18 protein-coding genes are annotated in these 15,544 nt (G+C 69.1%); 16 read left to right on the top strand and 2 right to left on the bottom strand.

The window, feature by feature from the left end; all coding sequences use genetic code 11:
- Nucleotides 1-14: 14 nt before the first annotated feature.
- The 11 genes from rimM to AMK34_RS40315 all read left to right on the top strand — a co-directional run bounded on the left by rimM (nucleotide 15) and on the right by AMK34_RS40315 (nucleotide 9,274).
- Entirely contained in the window at nucleotides 15-527 is a 513-nt protein-coding gene (gene rimM / locus AMK34_RS40365; RefSeq protein WP_037342315.1) for a ribosome maturation factor RimM, read from the top strand.
- The gene (gene trmD / locus AMK34_RS40360; RefSeq protein ID WP_038509867.1) at nucleotides 527-1,291 is read left to right on the top strand and encodes a tRNA (guanosine(37)-N1)-methyltransferase TrmD; all 765 of its coding nucleotides are present in this window, start codon (nucleotides 527-529) and stop codon (nucleotides 1,289-1,291) included. Before rimM ends, trmD begins: the two co-directional genes overlap by 1 nt.
- A gap of 160 nt (nucleotides 1,292-1,451) precedes the next feature.
- The gene (gene rplS / locus AMK34_RS40355) at nucleotides 1,452-1,820 is read left to right on the top strand and encodes a 50S ribosomal protein L19 (RefSeq protein WP_005154717.1); all 369 of its coding nucleotides are present in this window, start codon (nucleotides 1,452-1,454) and stop codon (nucleotides 1,818-1,820) included.
- A 31-nt stretch (nucleotides 1,821-1,851) separates the two neighbouring features.
- The gene (gene lepB, locus AMK34_RS40350) at nucleotides 1,852-2,781 is read left to right on the top strand and encodes a signal peptidase I (RefSeq protein ID WP_038509871.1); all 930 of its coding nucleotides are present in this window, start codon (nucleotides 1,852-1,854) and stop codon (nucleotides 2,779-2,781) included.
- Nucleotides 2,782-2,839: 58 nt separating this feature from the next.
- Nucleotides 2,840-3,619 (top strand): ribonuclease HII, encoded by a 780-nt coding sequence (locus AMK34_RS40345; RefSeq protein ID WP_073849059.1) that lies wholly within the window; start codon nucleotides 2,840-2,842, stop codon nucleotides 3,617-3,619.
- Nucleotides 3,616-3,939 (top strand): DUF2469 domain-containing protein, encoded by a 324-nt coding sequence (locus tag AMK34_RS40340; RefSeq protein WP_003096226.1) that lies wholly within the window; start codon nucleotides 3,616-3,618, stop codon nucleotides 3,937-3,939. The genes AMK34_RS40345 and AMK34_RS40340 overlap by 4 nt, the downstream gene beginning before the upstream one ends.
- A 243-nt stretch (nucleotides 3,940-4,182) precedes the next feature.
- Nucleotides 4,183-4,569, top strand: a complete 387-nt coding sequence (locus AMK34_RS40335) for a YraN family protein (RefSeq protein WP_038509877.1) — start codon at nucleotides 4,183-4,185, stop codon at nucleotides 4,567-4,569.
- Nucleotides 4,570-6,081: a YifB family Mg chelatase-like AAA ATPase gene (locus AMK34_RS40330; RefSeq protein ID WP_073849058.1), complete on the top strand. Its 1,512-nt coding sequence runs from the start codon at nucleotides 4,570-4,572 to the stop codon at nucleotides 6,079-6,081. It abuts the gene before it with no gap.
- Nucleotides 6,078-7,217, top strand: a complete 1,140-nt coding sequence (gene dprA / locus AMK34_RS40325; protein ID WP_073849057.1) for a DNA-processing protein DprA — start codon at nucleotides 6,078-6,080, stop codon at nucleotides 7,215-7,217. Before AMK34_RS40330 ends, dprA begins: the two co-directional genes overlap by 4 nt.
- 105 nt (nucleotides 7,218-7,322) lie before the next feature.
- On the top strand, nucleotides 7,323-8,318 hold the full coding sequence (locus AMK34_RS40320) for a tyrosine recombinase XerC (protein ID WP_073849182.1): 996 nt from the start codon (nucleotides 7,323-7,325) through the stop codon (nucleotides 8,316-8,318).
- 20 nt (nucleotides 8,319-8,338) lie between these two features.
- Nucleotides 8,339-9,274, top strand: coding sequence for a FliA/WhiG family RNA polymerase sigma factor (locus AMK34_RS40315; protein WP_038509885.1), 936 nt, complete (start codon nucleotides 8,339-8,341; stop codon nucleotides 9,272-9,274).
- A gap of 232 nt (nucleotides 9,275-9,506) precedes the next feature.
- Here the strand turns inward: AMK34_RS40315 and AMK34_RS40310 are convergent, their stop codons facing one another.
- Entirely contained in the window at nucleotides 9,507-10,112 is a 606-nt protein-coding gene (locus tag AMK34_RS40310; protein WP_073849056.1) for a murein hydrolase activator EnvC family protein, read from the bottom strand.
- A gap of 382 nt (nucleotides 10,113-10,494) precedes the next feature.
- On the opposite strand from AMK34_RS40310, the gene rpsB reads away from it, so the two are divergent.
- The 5 genes from rpsB (at nucleotide 10,495) to AMK34_RS40285 (ending at nucleotide 14,626) form a co-directional block, all read left to right on the top strand.
- The gene (gene rpsB / locus AMK34_RS40305; RefSeq protein ID WP_007032886.1) at nucleotides 10,495-11,367 is read left to right on the top strand and encodes a 30S ribosomal protein S2; all 873 of its coding nucleotides are present in this window, start codon (nucleotides 10,495-10,497) and stop codon (nucleotides 11,365-11,367) included.
- A 92-nt stretch (nucleotides 11,368-11,459) separates the two neighbouring features.
- Nucleotides 11,460-12,284 (top strand): translation elongation factor Ts, encoded by an 825-nt coding sequence (gene tsf / locus AMK34_RS40300; protein ID WP_038509890.1) that lies wholly within the window; start codon nucleotides 11,460-11,462, stop codon nucleotides 12,282-12,284.
- A 93-nt stretch (nucleotides 12,285-12,377) separates the two neighbouring features.
- Entirely contained in the window at nucleotides 12,378-13,121 is a 744-nt protein-coding gene (pyrH, locus tag AMK34_RS40295) for a UMP kinase (RefSeq protein ID WP_005154669.1), read from the top strand.
- 51 nt (nucleotides 13,122-13,172) lie between these two features.
- Nucleotides 13,173-13,730 carry a ribosome recycling factor gene (frr, locus tag AMK34_RS40290; RefSeq protein ID WP_038509892.1) on the top strand — a complete coding sequence of 186 codons (558 nt, stop codon included), beginning with the start codon at nucleotides 13,173-13,175 and terminating at the stop codon, nucleotides 13,728-13,730.
- Nucleotides 13,730-14,626 (top strand): phosphatidate cytidylyltransferase, encoded by an 897-nt coding sequence (locus tag AMK34_RS40285; RefSeq protein WP_037342324.1) that lies wholly within the window; start codon nucleotides 13,730-13,732, stop codon nucleotides 14,624-14,626. Before frr ends, AMK34_RS40285 begins: the two co-directional genes overlap by 1 nt.
- Nucleotides 14,627-14,638: 12 nt before the next feature.
- Here AMK34_RS40285 and AMK34_RS40280 read toward each other — a convergent pair whose 3' ends face one another.
- Nucleotides 14,639-15,484 carry a VOC family protein gene (locus AMK34_RS40280; RefSeq protein ID WP_038509894.1) on the bottom strand — a complete coding sequence of 282 codons (846 nt, stop codon included), beginning with the start codon at nucleotides 15,482-15,484 and terminating at the stop codon, nucleotides 14,639-14,641.
- Nucleotides 15,485-15,544 lie beyond the last annotated feature (60 nt).

Here is a 15,544-nt window from a genome sequence, read left to right as displayed (position 1 = left end):
AAGGACTGAACGGGATGGACGTCGTAGTCGGCCGTATCGCCAAGGCGCACGGAATCCGCGGGGAACTCGCGGTGGACGTGCGCACGGACTCGCCGGAACAGCGGTTCGCGGTCGGTTCGGCCGTCACGACGAAGCTGCGTGACGGCAGCAGCAGAGACCTCACCATCGCAGCCGCCCGCGAACACAGCGGGCGGCTGCTGGTGCGTTTCGAAGAGGTGCTGACCAGGGACGTCGCGGAGACCCTCCGCGGCGCGCTGCTGATCGCCGACACCTCGACGCTGCCGCCGACCGAAGACCCCGACGAGTTCTACGACCACGAACTCGAAGGCCTGCGGGCCGAACTCGCCGACGGCACCGTCGTCGGCAAGGTGCTCGAAATCGTGCATTCGCCCGCCGGCGAACTGCTGTCGATCGAGCACGACGGACGTGAGGTGCTGGTGCCGTTCGTGAAGGCGATCGTCCCGGCCGTCGACGTCGCGGGCGGCCGCGTGGTCCTCGACCCGCCGGAAGGCCTACTGGACGCCTGATGCGCCTCGACGTCGTCACGATCTTCCCCGAATACCTCGATCCGCTCCGCGCCGCGCTGCTCGGGCGCGCGATCGACCGCGGCCTCATCGAGGTCGGCGTCCACGACCTGCGGAACTGGACGCACGACGTCCACCGCGCCGTCGACGACGCCCCGTACGGCGGCGGGCCCGGCATGGTGATGAAACCGCAGATCTGGGGCCCCGCCCTGGACGAGGTCTGCGGCGAGAACACCCGCCTCGTGGTCCCGACCCCCGCCGGACGGCCCTTCACCCAGGCCATGGCCCACCAGTACGCCGCCGAGGAACACCTGGTGTTCGCCTGCGGCCGCTACGAGGGCATCGACCAGCGGGTGATCGACGACGCCGCGCGGCGGATGCCCGTCGACGAGGTCTCCATCGGCGACTACGTGCTGGTCGGCGGCGAGGCGGCGGTGCTGGTGATGGTCGAGGCCGTCGTCCGGCTGCTGCCCGGGGTGCTCGGCAACTCCCGCTCCGCCGAGGAGGACTCGTTCTCCGACGGGCTGCTCGAAGGCCCCAGCTACACCCGGCCGGAGGTTTGGCGCGACCTGGCCGTACCCGACGTACTGCGCTCGGGAAACCACGCGCTGATCGACCGCTGGCGCCGCGACCAGGCGCTGGAACGCACCGTCCGGCGCAGGCCCGAACTGATCGGCCTGCTGCCGGAAGGTAGTCTCGACAAGCACGATCTCAAGGTCCTCGACCGGTTGGACGAGGGCAGCGACCAGGCCGGGTCGAGCACCTGAGTCCTGGTCTGCAATACTTGACAGGTTGGCGTGAGTGGACGCGCGGCTTCGCAGCCGGCGCCGTACACCGGAACGCCATCAGCCCCCGGGTAGGTCGCAGTGCCCGACACTGCGCGCCCAAGCTGCACGTAAGCCATACGAAGACGAGGACGGACCACCGATGAACACCCTGGACGCGCTGGACGCGCAGTCACTGCGTTCCGACATCCCGGACTTCCGACCGGGCGACACGCTCAAGGTTCACGTCCGCGTCATCGAGGGCAACCGCGAGCGCAACCAGATCTTCCAGGGCGTCGTGCTGCGTCGCCAGGGCGGCGGCATCCGCGAGACCTTCACGGTCCGCAAGGTGTCGTTCGGCATCGGCGTGGAGCGCACCTTCCCGGTGCACTCGCCGAACATCGCCGAGGTCGAGGTCTTCAAGCGCGGCGACGTCCGCCGGGCGAAGCTGTACTACCTCCGCGAGCTGCGCGGCAAGGCCGCCAAGATCAAGGAACGCCGCGAAAACCGCGAGACGACCTCCGCCAAGTAGGTAGCCACTCGGTTACAGGTAACCTGGCGTCGTGGTCGAACCCGTGTCCCAGAACACCTCCGAAGACGAGCCCGATCGCCCCGAAGAGGAGCGCCCCACGCGGGCCTCCCGCCGGGGCCGATCCGGTTCCAAGAAATTCGGCAAGGTCAACAAGAAGCGGTCGTTCTGGAAGGAACTGCCGATCCTGATCGTCGTCGCGCTCGTGCTGACGATCTTGATCCAGCAGTTCCTCGCCAAGGTCTACATGATCCCCTCGGGATCGATGGAGACCACTTTGCACGGCTGCTCGGGATGCACGGGCGACCGGATCCTGGTCGACCGGATCACGTACGACTTCACCGATCCCGGCCCTGGCGACGTGGTGGTCTTCAAGGGCCCGCCCGCCTGGGTCGGCGAGATCGACACGCCGGAGTCCAGCAACATCTTCGTCACCGGATTCCGCACGCTGGGTTCCCTGATCGGGTTCGCGCCGCCGGACGAGCGCGACTTCGTCAAGCGGATCATCGCGGTCGGCGGCCAGACGGTCCAATGCTGCGACAACAACCGCGTCGTCGTCGACGGCAAGGCACTCGACGAGCCGTACGTTCACTGGGAAGAGGGCATGGCCCCCACCGAGCGGACGTTCGAGCCGGTCAAGGTGCCCGCCGGCTACGTCTGGGTGATGGGCGACAACCGCAACAACTCCAGCGACTCCCGTATCCAGGGTGGCGGTGGGGTCAACGGTGCCGTCCCAGTGGACAACATCATCGGCAAGGCACGGGTCATCGTGCTCCCGCCCGGCCGCTGGGGTGGCGTTTCGGACCACAACCCGCAGGCGAACGCTCAGCCGCTGGCGCTCGGCGCCCCGGCCTGGCAGCAGGGGCTCCCCTTGGGAGTCGGTATCGCCGCGGCGTGGCCCGTGCTCTTCCTCGGCAGGCGGATGTCGGCCGGAGTGCGCAAGGCGGTCGACCGGAGGCGGTAAGGCCTTGAGAGTTCCTGTACCGCTCACGCCGGCCGAGCCGCTTCGGCCGCCGCGGGCAGTGGTGCGTGGCGACCTCTTCTGGGGTTTGCAGGGTGCGCTGGACCGGCGGGGCCTCGGGCCCGTCGCCGGAGTCGACGAGGCAGGGCGCGGTGCTTGCGCCGGCCCGCTCGTCGTGGCCGCCTGCGTCCTGCGTCCCGGCGACGCCGCCCGCCTGCCCGAGCTCACCGACTCGAAGGTGCTCACGGCCAAGGCCCGTGACCGGGTGTACGACCGGGTCGTTCAGCGTGCCGTCGACTACTCGGTCATCGTCATCCCGGCGGCCGAGGTCGACCTGTTCGGCATCCACGTCATGAACCTCGAAGGCATGCGGCGAGCCGTCTCGGCGCTGCGGAACACGCCCGGCTACGTCCTGACCGACGGATTCCGTGTGTCCGGGCTGCCCGCTCCGAGTGTCCCGGTGATCAAAGGCGACAAGGCCGTCGCGTGCGTGGCGGCGGCTTCCGTGCTGGCGAAGGTCACCAGGGACCGGATCATGAGCGACCTGCACGACGTCCACCCGCACTACGGTTTCGACGTGCACAAGGGGTACAGCACCACCGACCACGGCGCCGCGCTGGACGCTCACGGTCCGAGTCCGGTCCATCGCTGGTCGTACGCCAACGTGGCCACCGCGGCCGCCGCGCACCGGGTGCGGCCGCCTCACCCGGTCGTGCTGACCGTCGCGGCACTGGAAAACCCGAGCGTGCCGATACGTGCCCTCGGCCCGTACGTGGGTAACAATGAACGCTCCGCCGCTGGAACAGCAGCAAAATCGCGAGGAGGGGCGCGGATTTCATGAGCGCAGAGGATCTCGAGAAGTACGAGACCGAGATGGAGCTCTCGCTTTACCGCGAGTATCGCGACATAGTCGGCCAGTTCTCGTACGTGGTGGAGACCGAGCGGCGGTTCTATCTGGCCAACGCCGTCGACGTGCAGGTGCGCGACGGCGGCGGCGAGGTGTACTTCGAGGTCCGCATGTCCGACGCGTGGGTCTGGGACATGTACCGGCCCGCCCGGTTCGTCAAGCACGTCCGGGTCATCACGTTCAAGGACGTCAACGTCGAGGAACTCGACAAACCGGATCTCCGGCTGCCGGAAGACGGACCGTTCTCAGGCTGAGCCCCCTAAGTACGTGAAGGCCCCCTTCACGGCGCTGGACGCCGTGAAGGGGGCCTTCACGTATCTACCCGGGGCCACCTAGCACAGCCCACCGACGATTCCACCCGGCAAACTCCCATGGCGGCCGAACCATCCACAACACCCCGGTTGTCCACAGGCGCCGAAATCGGGTCTGTCCCCCACCCCCTCACCCTGGCAGCGTTGATCGCACACGCACCGTGACGATCGCTGAGGGGGATCGAGATGACGAGCACGGCCGAACAGCCGCCCGCCGGGGCACCACGGATCGAACTGGGCCGCTGGGGAGAGGACCTCGCGGTCCGGCATCTGGAGAAGAGGGGCTATGTCGTCCTGAGCCGCAACTGGCGTTGTCGTGACGGCGAACTGGATCTCATCGCGACCGACAGGAAACGCCTCGTCTTCTGCGAGGTGAAGACGAGGACGGGGCTGGGTTTCGGCACCCCGGCCGAGGCGGTGACCCCGGACAAGGCGGATCGCATCCGCCGTCTCGCTTACCAATGGCAGCGCAAGTTCATGCTCCGCTGGGCCCCGGTCCGCTACGACATCATCGCGATCGTCGCCTCGCCCGACGCCCCGCCTAGGGTGCGGCATATCAAGGCGGCGTTCTGAATGGCGCTGGCGAAGGCCTGGTCGATCGCGCTTCTCGGCGTCGAGGGCAGAATGATCGAGATCGAGGCCGACATCGGCGGCGGATCGCCGAAGGTGACGATGGTCGGCCTGCCCGACACCGGGCTGAAAGAGGCCAAGGACAGGGTCCGTTCCGCCGTGCGCAATTCCGGGCGGACCTGGCCGGACGAGAGGGTGATCCTCGGCCTGTCGCCGGCGAATCTCCCGAAGGTGGGATCCGGCTACGACCTGGGGATCGCGGCGGCGGTCATGGCCGCCACCGGCGCGGTCCCCGCGACGAAACTGCTGAACACCGTGCTGCTCGGTGAGCTCGCCCTCGACGGCCGGGTACGGGCAGTCCGCGGGGTCCTGCCGGGACTGCTGGCGGCGCGCGACGCCGGGTACAGACGGGCCGTCGTCCCCGCCGAGTCGCTGTTCGAAGCCGCTCTGGTGGACGGGCTGGAGGTCGGTGGAGTAGCGCGGTTGAGCGACTTCGTGGACTGGCTCAAAGGCGAAGGGGAGCTCACCCTCCCTGAACCGTCCGTCGTCCAGGCGCCGCCACAGGTGCCCGACCTCGCCGACGTCGTAGGGCAGCCGGAAGCGCGATGGGCGCTTGAGGTGGCCGCGGCCGGTGGGCATCACCTGCTCATGACCGGCCCGCCAGGGGTGGGCAAGACGATGCTCGCGAAACGCCTTCCCGGCCTGCTTCCGCGACTGACCGCCGAAGAGTCGCTGCAGGTGACAGCGGTGCATTCGATCGACGGTTCGCTCTCCCGCGCCGAACCGCTCGTCACCGTGCCGCCGTTCGTCGCGCCGCATCATTCGATCAGCGTGCCCGCCCTGATCGGCGGCGGAAGCGGCCTGGCCGTGCCCGGCGCGATCAGCCGCGCGCACCGGGGAATCCTGTTCCTCGACGAGGTGTGCGAGTTCGGCCCGGAGCGGCTGGAGTCGCTGCGCACGGTGCTCGAAGAGGGCGAAGTGCGGATCGCGAGGGTCAAGGGCGCCGTGCGGTACCCGGCGCGTTTCCAGTTGGTCTTGGCGACCAACCCCTGCCCTTGCGCTCCGGCGAAGGACGCCGACTGCACATGCTCGGCGACCGTGCGAAGGCGCTACTTGGGCCGCCTGTCCGGGCCATTACTCGATCGGGTGGATCTGCGGGTTCGGCTGCGCCCGCTGTCCGCGCTCAGCGCGCATCTGAGCGAGCCGCCCGAGGCGTCGGCGGCCGTCCGGGAGCGGGTGCTGGAGGCGCGCGAGCGTGCCGGGAAGCGTTGGGCGGAGCAAGGCTGGCTCACGAACTCGGAAGTGCCCGGTCCCGCGCTGCGCCGTGAGTTCGCTCTGCCGTCGCAGGTCACGGCGCTGCTGGACCGCGCGTTGGAGCGGGGCGCGATCACCGCGCGCGGTGCCGACCGTTGCCTTCGCATCGCTTGGACGCTCGCCGATTTGAAGGGGGCCGACAAGCCGGAGGCGGACGAGGTCGCGGCGGCGCTGAACTTCCGGGAGAGGTCATCCGGATGAGTGAACTCGAAGCCGAACGCCTCGCCCGGTCGTACCTCCTGCGTGTGGCCGAGCCCCCGGCACTCGCTTTGGCCGGTTTCGTGGGCGAATTCGGCCCTGTCGTCGCCGCGGAACGGGTGCGTCGCGCCGACTGTCCGCCGAAGGTGCGCGACGAGACGGCCGCCCGGCGAGCGCACGACTACGCCGAGCGGGATCTGGAGCGCGCCGCGGCCGACGAGACCAGGCTCGTCATCCCCGAAGACGACGAATGGCCTGCCTGGCCCTTGCTTTCGCTGGCCGTGGCGCAGGGCAGGGGCGTTTCCGGAATGGCACCTCCGCTGGCGTTGTGGGTCCGCGGCCCGGTCAAGCTCGGCGAAGCGGTCGACCAGGCGATCGCGATCGTCGGCGCCCGCGCGGCGACCGGATACGGCGAGCACAACGCGGCCGAAGTGGGCTATCACCTCGCGAGCCGGGGGATCCCGGTGTTCTCGGGAGCGGCGTACGGCATCGACGGCGCCGCCCACCGGGGCGCGTTGAGCGCGGACGGGACGACGGTCGCCGTGCTCGGCTGCGGAGCCGACGTCGAGTACCCGGCGCAGCACGCGACCTTGTTGCGCAACATCGGAAAGGTCGGCGCGGTGGTCAGCGAGTACCCGCCGGGGACCACGCCCGCGAGGCATCGGTTCCTCGTCCGGAACAGGCTCATCGCGGCGCTCACCGAAGGGACCGTCGTGGTCGAGGCGGGAAGGCGCAGCGGCGCGCGGAACACCGCGAGTACGGCCGGGGCCCTGGGCAAGGTCGTGATGGCCATGCCGGGCCCGGTCTCGTCGGGGATGTCCGCCGGCTGCCACGCGCTGATCCGTGAAGGCGAGGCCACGCTGGTGACCTCGGTCGACGAGATCCTCGAGACCGCCGGACGGTTCGGGGCGGAGGGGGCGGAACCGTCGAAACCGCGCCGCCGCACCGATCGGCTCGGTCCGGAGGCACTGCGCGTGCACGACGCCCTGTCCACGCGGTCGGCGAGACCCGAGGAAAGACTCGCGGCCGAGTCGGGCATCCCGGTCGAGCGCGTCCGCTCACTGCTTCCCGAACTGGAACTCGACGGCTTCGCGGAAAGGAGTGACACAGGGTGGCGAAAACGAGCCGCCAAGACCTGACTGGCCTACACCTGAGACGCCATCCCGGCACGATCCGACCACGGACACCGCAACAGGGTGCGGCGATACTTGACCATCCGCCGTACATCGCGCAGCGTGATCGGCATGCCGTCGACCGAAGGTCCCCACGGCACGGGGAAACGCGCCCGCAGACCCGATCTGCGCGCCGCCCGTGCCGCGCTGCCGGAGCCTGTCCGGAAGCTGATCGACGACTACGAGCGGCACCTTTCCCTGGAACGAGGGCTCTCCGCGCACACCGTGCGTGCCTACCTCGGCGACGTGGTGTCGCTGCTGGGATTCGTCGACGGGAACGGCGGCCGGTTCGAGGATCTCGACATCGGCACACTGCGCGGCTGGCTCGCCCGGCAACGCGAAGAAGGGGCCAGCCGGACGACGCTGGCGAGGCGTGCGGCGGCGGCCCGCACCTTCACCGCCTGGGCCCACCGAGGCGGGGCCCTCGCGTCGGATCCGGGCGGACGCCTGGTGGCGCCCCGCGCGCACCGCAAGCTTCCCGGGGTCCTCCGCGCGGAGCAGGCGAGTGACGTCATGCGCTTCTCAGCCGCCGGTGCCGAACAGCGCGACCCGGTGGCTTTGAGGGACAGTGCCATCGTGGAACTGCTCTACGCGACCGGCGTACGCGTCTCGGAACTGTGCGGGCTGGATGTGGGCGACGTCGACTTCTCCCGCCGGGTCGTGCTCGTACTGGGCAAGGGTGGCAAGGAACGTGTCGTGCCGTTCGGCGTCCCCGCCGAAACGGCCTTGCGGGCATGGCTGGACGAGGGCAGAGGAAAGCTCGCCGTCGAAACGAAGGAGCCGGGGAAAGCGGCGCTCTTCCTGGGGGCGCGGGGCGGCAGGCTCGACCCGCGGGCGGCCCGGCGGATCGTCCACGACGCCGTCGGTTCGGTGCCGGGCGCGAACGACATGGGGCCGCACGGCCTGAGGCATTCCGCGGCCACCCATCTGCTCGAAGGCGGCGCTGATCTTCGAAGCGTTCAGGAACTGCTTGGTCACGCTACGCTGGCTACAACGCAGCTCTACACTCATGTGACCGTCGATCGGCTGAAGGCGATCCACGACCGCGCGCACCCCCGGGCCCGATGATGCCGGGGAGAACTCGGCAGGTGACCCGGCGGCCCGGACCGGCGGCGCACGCGCATCCGCACGAGCACGGAGACCACGCTGAGTCGCATGCTGAGAACGGCGGTCCGATGACCGCCGACCCACATGTCACCGAAGCCGCCGGGAAACATCGTCCCGGCGGGGACGGTCCTGCCGTCGCACCCGAAGCACGGACCGGCTACGAGGTGGACGCCGGGATCCAGGCGTTGTGGCGGGAGTTCACCGAGTCGCCGGACCAGGTCGTGCGCGACCGGCTCGTGCTGCACTACGCCCCGCTCGTCAAGTACGTCGCCGGCCGGGTCGGCACCGGGCTGCCGACCCACGTCGACGTCGGTGACCTGATCCAGTCCGGGATCTTCGGCCTGGTCGACGCGATCGAGAAGTTCGAACCCGCCAGGGGCCTGCGGTTCGAGACCTACGCCATGCAGCGCATCCGCGGCGCGATCCTCGACGATCTCCGCTCCCAGGACTGGGTCCCGAGGGCGGTCCGCAGCAAGGCCCGCGAGGCCGAGCGCGCCCTGGAACGCCTCGGCGCCCGGCTCAACCGCACACCGACCGACGCCGAACTCGCGGCCGAGCTCGAAATCAGCGTCGACGATCTGCGCGAGTTCTACGGGCAGATGCAGCTGACCAGCGTCATCGCACTGGAAGACCTCGTCGCCGCGGGCAAGGACAGCGGCTCGCTGGTCGACACCCTGCCCGACGACGGCGCCGTCGACCCGGTGGCCGTCCTGGTCGACCAGGACAACCGCCGCCAGCTGGCGCAGGCGATCGCGCAGCTCACCGAACGCGACCGGATCGTGGTCGGTCTCTACTACTTCGAGAGCCTGACGCTCGCCGAGATCGGCAAGGTCCTCGGCGTCACCGAGTCACGGGTCAGCCAGCTGCACACCCGCGCCGTCATGCGGCTGCGCGCCAAACTGGTCGAGCAGGCCTAAGCCCCCCACGCGCCACGGCGAGCCCCGCCTCCAATCACGCGTGTTCGCCCCCCAATCACGCGTGTTCGCCGTCCAATCACGTGTGTCCGCCGCCAGGACACGCGAATCACCGCATTGTGCGGAGAAGGAGCACGTGGCGGCACCGCGGAGGACGGCCATCGCACTCCCGCACCCGAGACGCCGCGGCGACGGAGGCGGCCCGGCTGCCCCGAGCCCGTTCCGTAACGGTCACTCAATCTCCTTCCCATGGTTTGAGCCGGATCTCCGACGGCTCGCCGATCAACGCGAGCGGATCGACGTACTCCTCGCCCCGCCGGACGCCGAAATGCAGGCACGCCGGCTCCGGGCAGCCGGGATGGCCCGCCGCGAGCGTCCCGAGCACCTGCCCCCGGTAGACCTGATCACCCGCGGTGACCGTCAGGGCGAGTGGTTGGTAGGTGGTGCGCAGCCCTCCGTCGTGGTCGATCGACACCACGCCGCGGCCCGCCACCTGCCCGGCGAACATCACCACTCCTTCGGCGGCCGCGAGCACGTTCGTGCCCGGTGCCGAGGCGAGGTCGATGCCCCGATGGCCGGGCCCGTACGGAGTCGAGGGCGGCTCGAAGTACCTGGTGACGCTCGGTACCGGCGAGAGCGGCCACGAGAGTCGCCCTTGCGGGGAGGGGGCGCCTCTGGCCGTTCCCGGCATCGCCGCCGACGCGAAGATCGCGAGCAGGGTCGCGAGGATCGCGAGGCGCGGAAGCCGCCGAGGACGCCCGGGGCGGCGGTGCCTCCCGCCGGCGCGGTCGAGGGCGAAGGAGTGCCTGGTGACAGGGCGGGAACAGGTCGTCATGGTCATGTGTTCCAGGCTGGGGGACCGGCGTGGCGTGCGGGGCGCGCCGGGGGAATCTGTGGATAACCGAGGCGGTTGTGGACAACCCCTCTCATCAGGGGCTGCCGGTGCGGTACCCGGTGGCGACAGGGAGTAGACTCTTTTGCGCGGTCCGCGGCAGCGGACTGACTTCGCGTGCACGTGCGCGCTCCCGATGGCCGATCTCCTCACGGAGGGTCAGGACAGGCGGGGGCACACGGCCCGGCGGTCCCTGAGGTCACTTCGCCACAGGGTCCGGGCCCGAGCATCGGCACCAGGGCGATCGGCCACCCGGCCGAGAGCGACGAACCGAGCAAGCGCGTTCCGGCGGAGCCGGGCGCGCACGACACAGAAGAGGTTGATTCCGGCAATGGCCGTCGTCACCATGAAGCAGCTGCTCGACAGCGGCGTGCACTTCGGGCACCAGACCCGTCGGTGGAACCCGAAGATGAAGCGCTACATCTTCACCGAGCGCAACGGCATCTACATCATCGACCTGCAGCAGACGCTGACGTACATCGACCGTGCGTACGAGTTCATCAAGGAAACCGTCGCGCACGGCGGCACCATCATGTTCGTCGGCACGAAGAAGCAGGCTCAGGAAGCCATCGCCTCCGAGGCCTCGCGCGTGGGCATGCCCTACGTGAACCAGCGCTGGCTCGGCGGCATGCTGACCAACTTCCAGACGGTGCACAAGCGTCTCCTCCGCCTGAAGGAGCTCGAGTCGCAGGAGCAGACCGGTGGTTTCGCCGGCCTGACCAAGCGCGAAATCCTCACGCTCACCCGTGAGAAGGACAAGCTCGAGAAGACCCTCGGCGGTATCCGCGACATGGCCAAGGTGCCGAGCATCGTGTGGATCGTCGACACGAAGAAGGAGCACATCGCCGTCGGCGAGGCTCGCAAGCTGAACATCCCGGTCGTCGCGATCCTGGACACCAACTGCGACCCGGACGAGGTCGACTACCCGATCCCGGGTAACGACGACGCGATCCGTTCGGCCGCGCTGCTGACCAAGGTCGTGGCCGAGGCCGCCGCCGCCGGTCTGATGGCCCGCTCCAGCCGCAACGGTTCCTCCGCCGACGCCAAGCCCGAGGCGGGCGTCGCCACGGACGAGCCGCTGGCCGAGTGGGAGAAGGAGCTGCTCGCCGGCTCCGAGACCGCCGCCGCGGACGCCAAGGAAGCCGCCGCCGCGACCGACGCGCCGACCGAGGCCCCGGCCGAGCAGGCCACCGCCTCCTCCTGATCCACCCGCTCGTGGGGCCGCCTCCGGGCGGCCCCACGAGTGAATTCCCCAAAAGACTTTCTCGTACCTGAAAAAGGACGGACACACCCACGATGGCGAACTACACCGCCGCAGACGTGAAGCGTCTCCGGGAGCTGACCGGCTCCGGCATGATGAACTGCAAGAAGGCGCTGGAGGAGAACGACGGCGACTTCGACAAGGCCGTCGAGTTCCTGCGCATCAAGGGCGCCAAGGACGTCGGCAAGCGCGCCGAGCGCGCCACCGCCGAGGGCCTCGTCGCCGGTGACGGCGGCGTGCTGATCGAGCTCGACTCCGAGACCGACTTCGTCGCGAAGAACGAGGACTTCCAGGCCCTCGCCGCGAAGATCGTCGAGGTCGCGAAGGCCGAGAAGACCAGCGACGTCGAGAAGCTGAAGGCCGCCTCGCTCGACGGCAAGACCGTCGAGGAGCAGGTCCAGGAGCTGGCCGCCCGTATCGGTGAGAAGCTCGAGCTGCGCCGTGTCGCCGCCTACGAGGGCACCACCACCACGTACCTGCACCGTCGCGGTGCGGACCTCCCGCCCGCCGTCGGCGTGCTCATCGAGTACACCGGTGAGGGCGAAGCCGCCGCCGAGGCCGCTCGTGGCGCTGCCATGCAGGTCGCCGCGCTCAAGGCGAAGTACCTCACCCGCGAAGAGGTCCCGGCCGAGATCGTCGAGAACGAGCGTCGCGTCGCCGAGGCGACCGCCCGCGAAGAGGGCAAGCCGGAGCAGGCCATGCCCAAGATCATCGAGGGCAAGGTCAACGCCTACTACAAGGACAACGTCCTGCTCGAGCAGCCGTCGGTCAAGGACAACAAGAAGACCGTCAAGGCCCTGCTCGACGAGGCCGGCGTGGCCGTGAGCCGGTTCGCCCGGTTCGAGGTCGGCCAGGCCTGATCCAGGCGCGGAACACAAGAACCACCACTGTGCCCCGTCTCCGTCCATCGGGGACGGGGCACAGTCGGGTTTCAGAGCATTAGGGAGGGCGACATGGGTGTCCGGGTCGAAGGCGGATACCGGCGGGTGCTGCTGAAACTGGGCGGCGAGATGTTCGGCGGCGGTTCCATCGGGGTCGATCCCGATGTGGTGCACTCGGTCGCCCAGCAGATCGCCGACGTCGCGCGGACGGGCGTGCAGATCGCCGTCGTGATCGGCGGTGGCAACTACTTCCGCGGCGCGGAACTGTCGCAGCGCGGTATGGACCGCGACCGCGCGGACTACATGGCGATGCTCGGCACCGTCATGAACTGCCTGGCGTTGCAGGACTTCCTGGAGAAGGAGGGCCTGCCCACCCGGGTGCAGACCGCCATCACCATGGGGCAGGTCGCCGAGCCGTACATCCCGCGCCGCGCCGAGCGTCACCTGGAGAAGGGCCGCGTCGTCATCTTCGGCGCCGGGGTCGGCATGCCGTACTTCTCGACGGACACCGCCGCCGCGCAGCGCGCGCTCGAACTCGGCTGCGAGGCCGTCTTGATGGCGAAGGCCGTCGACGGCGTCTACACCGCGGACCCGAAGAGCGACCCGACCGCCGAGATGTTCCACGAGATCAGCCACCGCGAGGTGCTGGAACGGGACCTCAAGGTCGCCGACGCCACCGCGTTCAGCCTGTGCATGGACAACAACATGCCGATCATCGTGTTCAATCTCCTCACCGAGGGGAACATCGCCCGTGCGGTCAGCGGTGAAAGGATCGGCACCCTGGTCGACACCCCCGCCGACGGGGTGCCCGCGTAGTCCTGCTCTGATCTCCGTAATCGGTACGCATACACAACAACGGGAGTTGCCGTGATCGACGAGACCCTCCTCGACGCCGAGGAGAAGATGGAAAAAGCGGTGTCCGTCGCCAAGGAGGACCTGTCGTCGGTACGCACCGGCCGGGCCCACCCCGGGATGTTCTCGCGCGTTGTCGTCGATTACTACGGCGCGCCGACCCCGCTGAACCAGCTTGCGGGCGTCAACATCCCCGAAGCCCGGATGGCGTTGATCAAGCCTTACGACCAGACCTCGCTCAACGCCATCGAGAAGGCGATCCGCGAGTCGGACCTCGGCGTCAACCCGAGCAATGACGGCAACGTGATCCGCATCGTCATCCCGCAGCTCACCGAAGAGCGCCGCAAGGAGATGGTGAAGGTCGCCAAGTCCAAGGGTGAGGACGCCCGCGTCTCGATCCGCAGCGTCCGCCGCAAGGCCAAGGAAGAACTCGACCGGATCAAGAAGGACGGCGAGGCGGGCGAGGACGAGGTCGTCCACGCCGAGAAGGAACTCCAGAACCTCACCGACACCTACACCCACAAGGTGGACGAGCTGGTGAAACACAAGGAAGCCGAGCTACTCGAGGTCTGATGAGCCAGGTGAGCGAGGAACGCGAGGATCGGGTGGAGAACCCGGAACCGGTTCCGGCGGAGAAGCCGGAACCGGCGCAAAAGGTTTCCCGCGCCGGCCGTAACCTGCCCGCCGCGATCGGGGTGGGGCTGCTGCTGGGCGCGGCGATCGTCACGTCCCTGCTCACCGTGCGCTTTCTGTTCATCGGCATCATCGCGATCGCCATCGCGGTCGGCACGATCGAGCTGGCCGGGGCATTGAAGCGCGCGGCGGGCATCCGGATCGCGCTGGTCCCGGTGCTCGTCGGCGGTCAGGCGATGATCTGGCTGGCCTGGCCGTATGGCCGCGAAGGCGCGCTGACGGCGTTCGTGCTGACGGTGCTCGTCTGCCTGCTGTGGCGGTTGCCCGGCGGCGCGGACGGGTATCTGCGCGACATCAGCGCGTCGGTCTTCGCCGCCGCGTACATCCCGCTTTTCGGTGCCTTCGCCGCCATGCTCGTCCCGCCGGAGGACGGCGTGGGCCGGGTGCTGGCGTTCATGATCGGCGTCGTCGCTTCGGACACCGGTGGCTACATCGCCGGTGTGCTGGGCGGCAAACACCCGATGGCGCCCACGATCAGCCCGAAGAAGACCTGGGAAGGTTTCGCCGGTTCCCTCGTGGCCGGTGTCGTCGCCGGCGCGCTGACCCTGAGCCTCCTGCTCGACGGCCACGCCTGGCAGGGTGTGCTGTTCGGCGCGGCGATCGTCTGCACGGCGACGCTGGGCGATCTCGTCGAGTCGCTGATCAAACGCGACCTCGGCGTCAAGGACATGGGGAACATGCTGCCGGGACACGGCGGCTTGATGGACCGGCTCGACTCCTTGCTTCCTTCGGCCGTCGTCTCCTGGTTGCTGCTCTCGGCGTTCGTCCCCGTCTAGCCTCTGCCCGGCTCAGTCGTCGTAGGGATCGTCGACTTCGGCGGTACCCCAGCCCTCGACGGCCCGGGAGTGGTCGATCACGGCGAAGACCGAACCGTCCGGGTCGGCGAGGATCGCCATCCGGCCGTACGGGGTGTCGTAGGGCTGGACCACGACGGCACCGCCGAGCATCAACGCCTGTCCGGCCGCGGCGTCCGCGCCGCGAGCCGGGTCGAGGGCGAGGTAGACCATCCAGTGCGGGGGAGTGTCCGGCCGGTATTCCGAGCCCATGACGTACCGGTACAGCACCGGTTCGTGCTCGATGAGCCATTCGGCGTAGTCGAGCGACGCGCCGTCGCCGATCTGGTGGCTGGTGTAGTCGAAGAGGCGGCAGTAGAAGTGATCCGCCGCCGCGCCGTCGTGGGTGTTGAGATCCGCGCCGCTGAAGGTGTTCGGCACCCCGGTCGCGAACTCCCAGGTGGCGGGAGGCTCCCAGAAGACGACGTGCGCGCCGCACGCGTCGATGGCGTGCACGATGCTGCCGCGATGGGGGATCGCCATCGGTCCGAGTGTGACCCGGCCACCGAGACTGTCCACCCATTCGGCGGCGGCGGCCGCCTGGGACACCGAGATGTGGACGCTCCAGCCGGACGGTCCGTCCGCGCCCGCGCGGTACAGACCACCGGTCGGGACGCCGTTCAGCGTCGCGATCGAATACCGGCCGGTCGGCGTCGCCGGATCACGCTGGACGGTGAACTCCCAGTCGAAAAGCCCGCTGTAGAAGGCTTGTGCGGCCGCTTCGTCTCTGCACGCGAGCTCGATCCAGCACGGGATTCCCGAAGGTATGACGGAAGTGTGGGCGGCCGAGCCAAGCGACATGCGGTTCTCCCTTACCGGTGGGAGTAAAGTCTAGTCGCTGACCGCATTGTTTCCGTCAAA

The sequence above is a fragment of the Amycolatopsis sp. CB00013 genome (assembly GCF_001905755.1).
Classification (GTDB): domain Bacteria; phylum Actinomycetota; class Actinomycetes; order Mycobacteriales; family Pseudonocardiaceae; genus Amycolatopsis; species Amycolatopsis japonica.
Note: the sequence above shows the minus strand (reverse complement) of the source record. Positions and strands in the feature narration are given on the sequence as shown.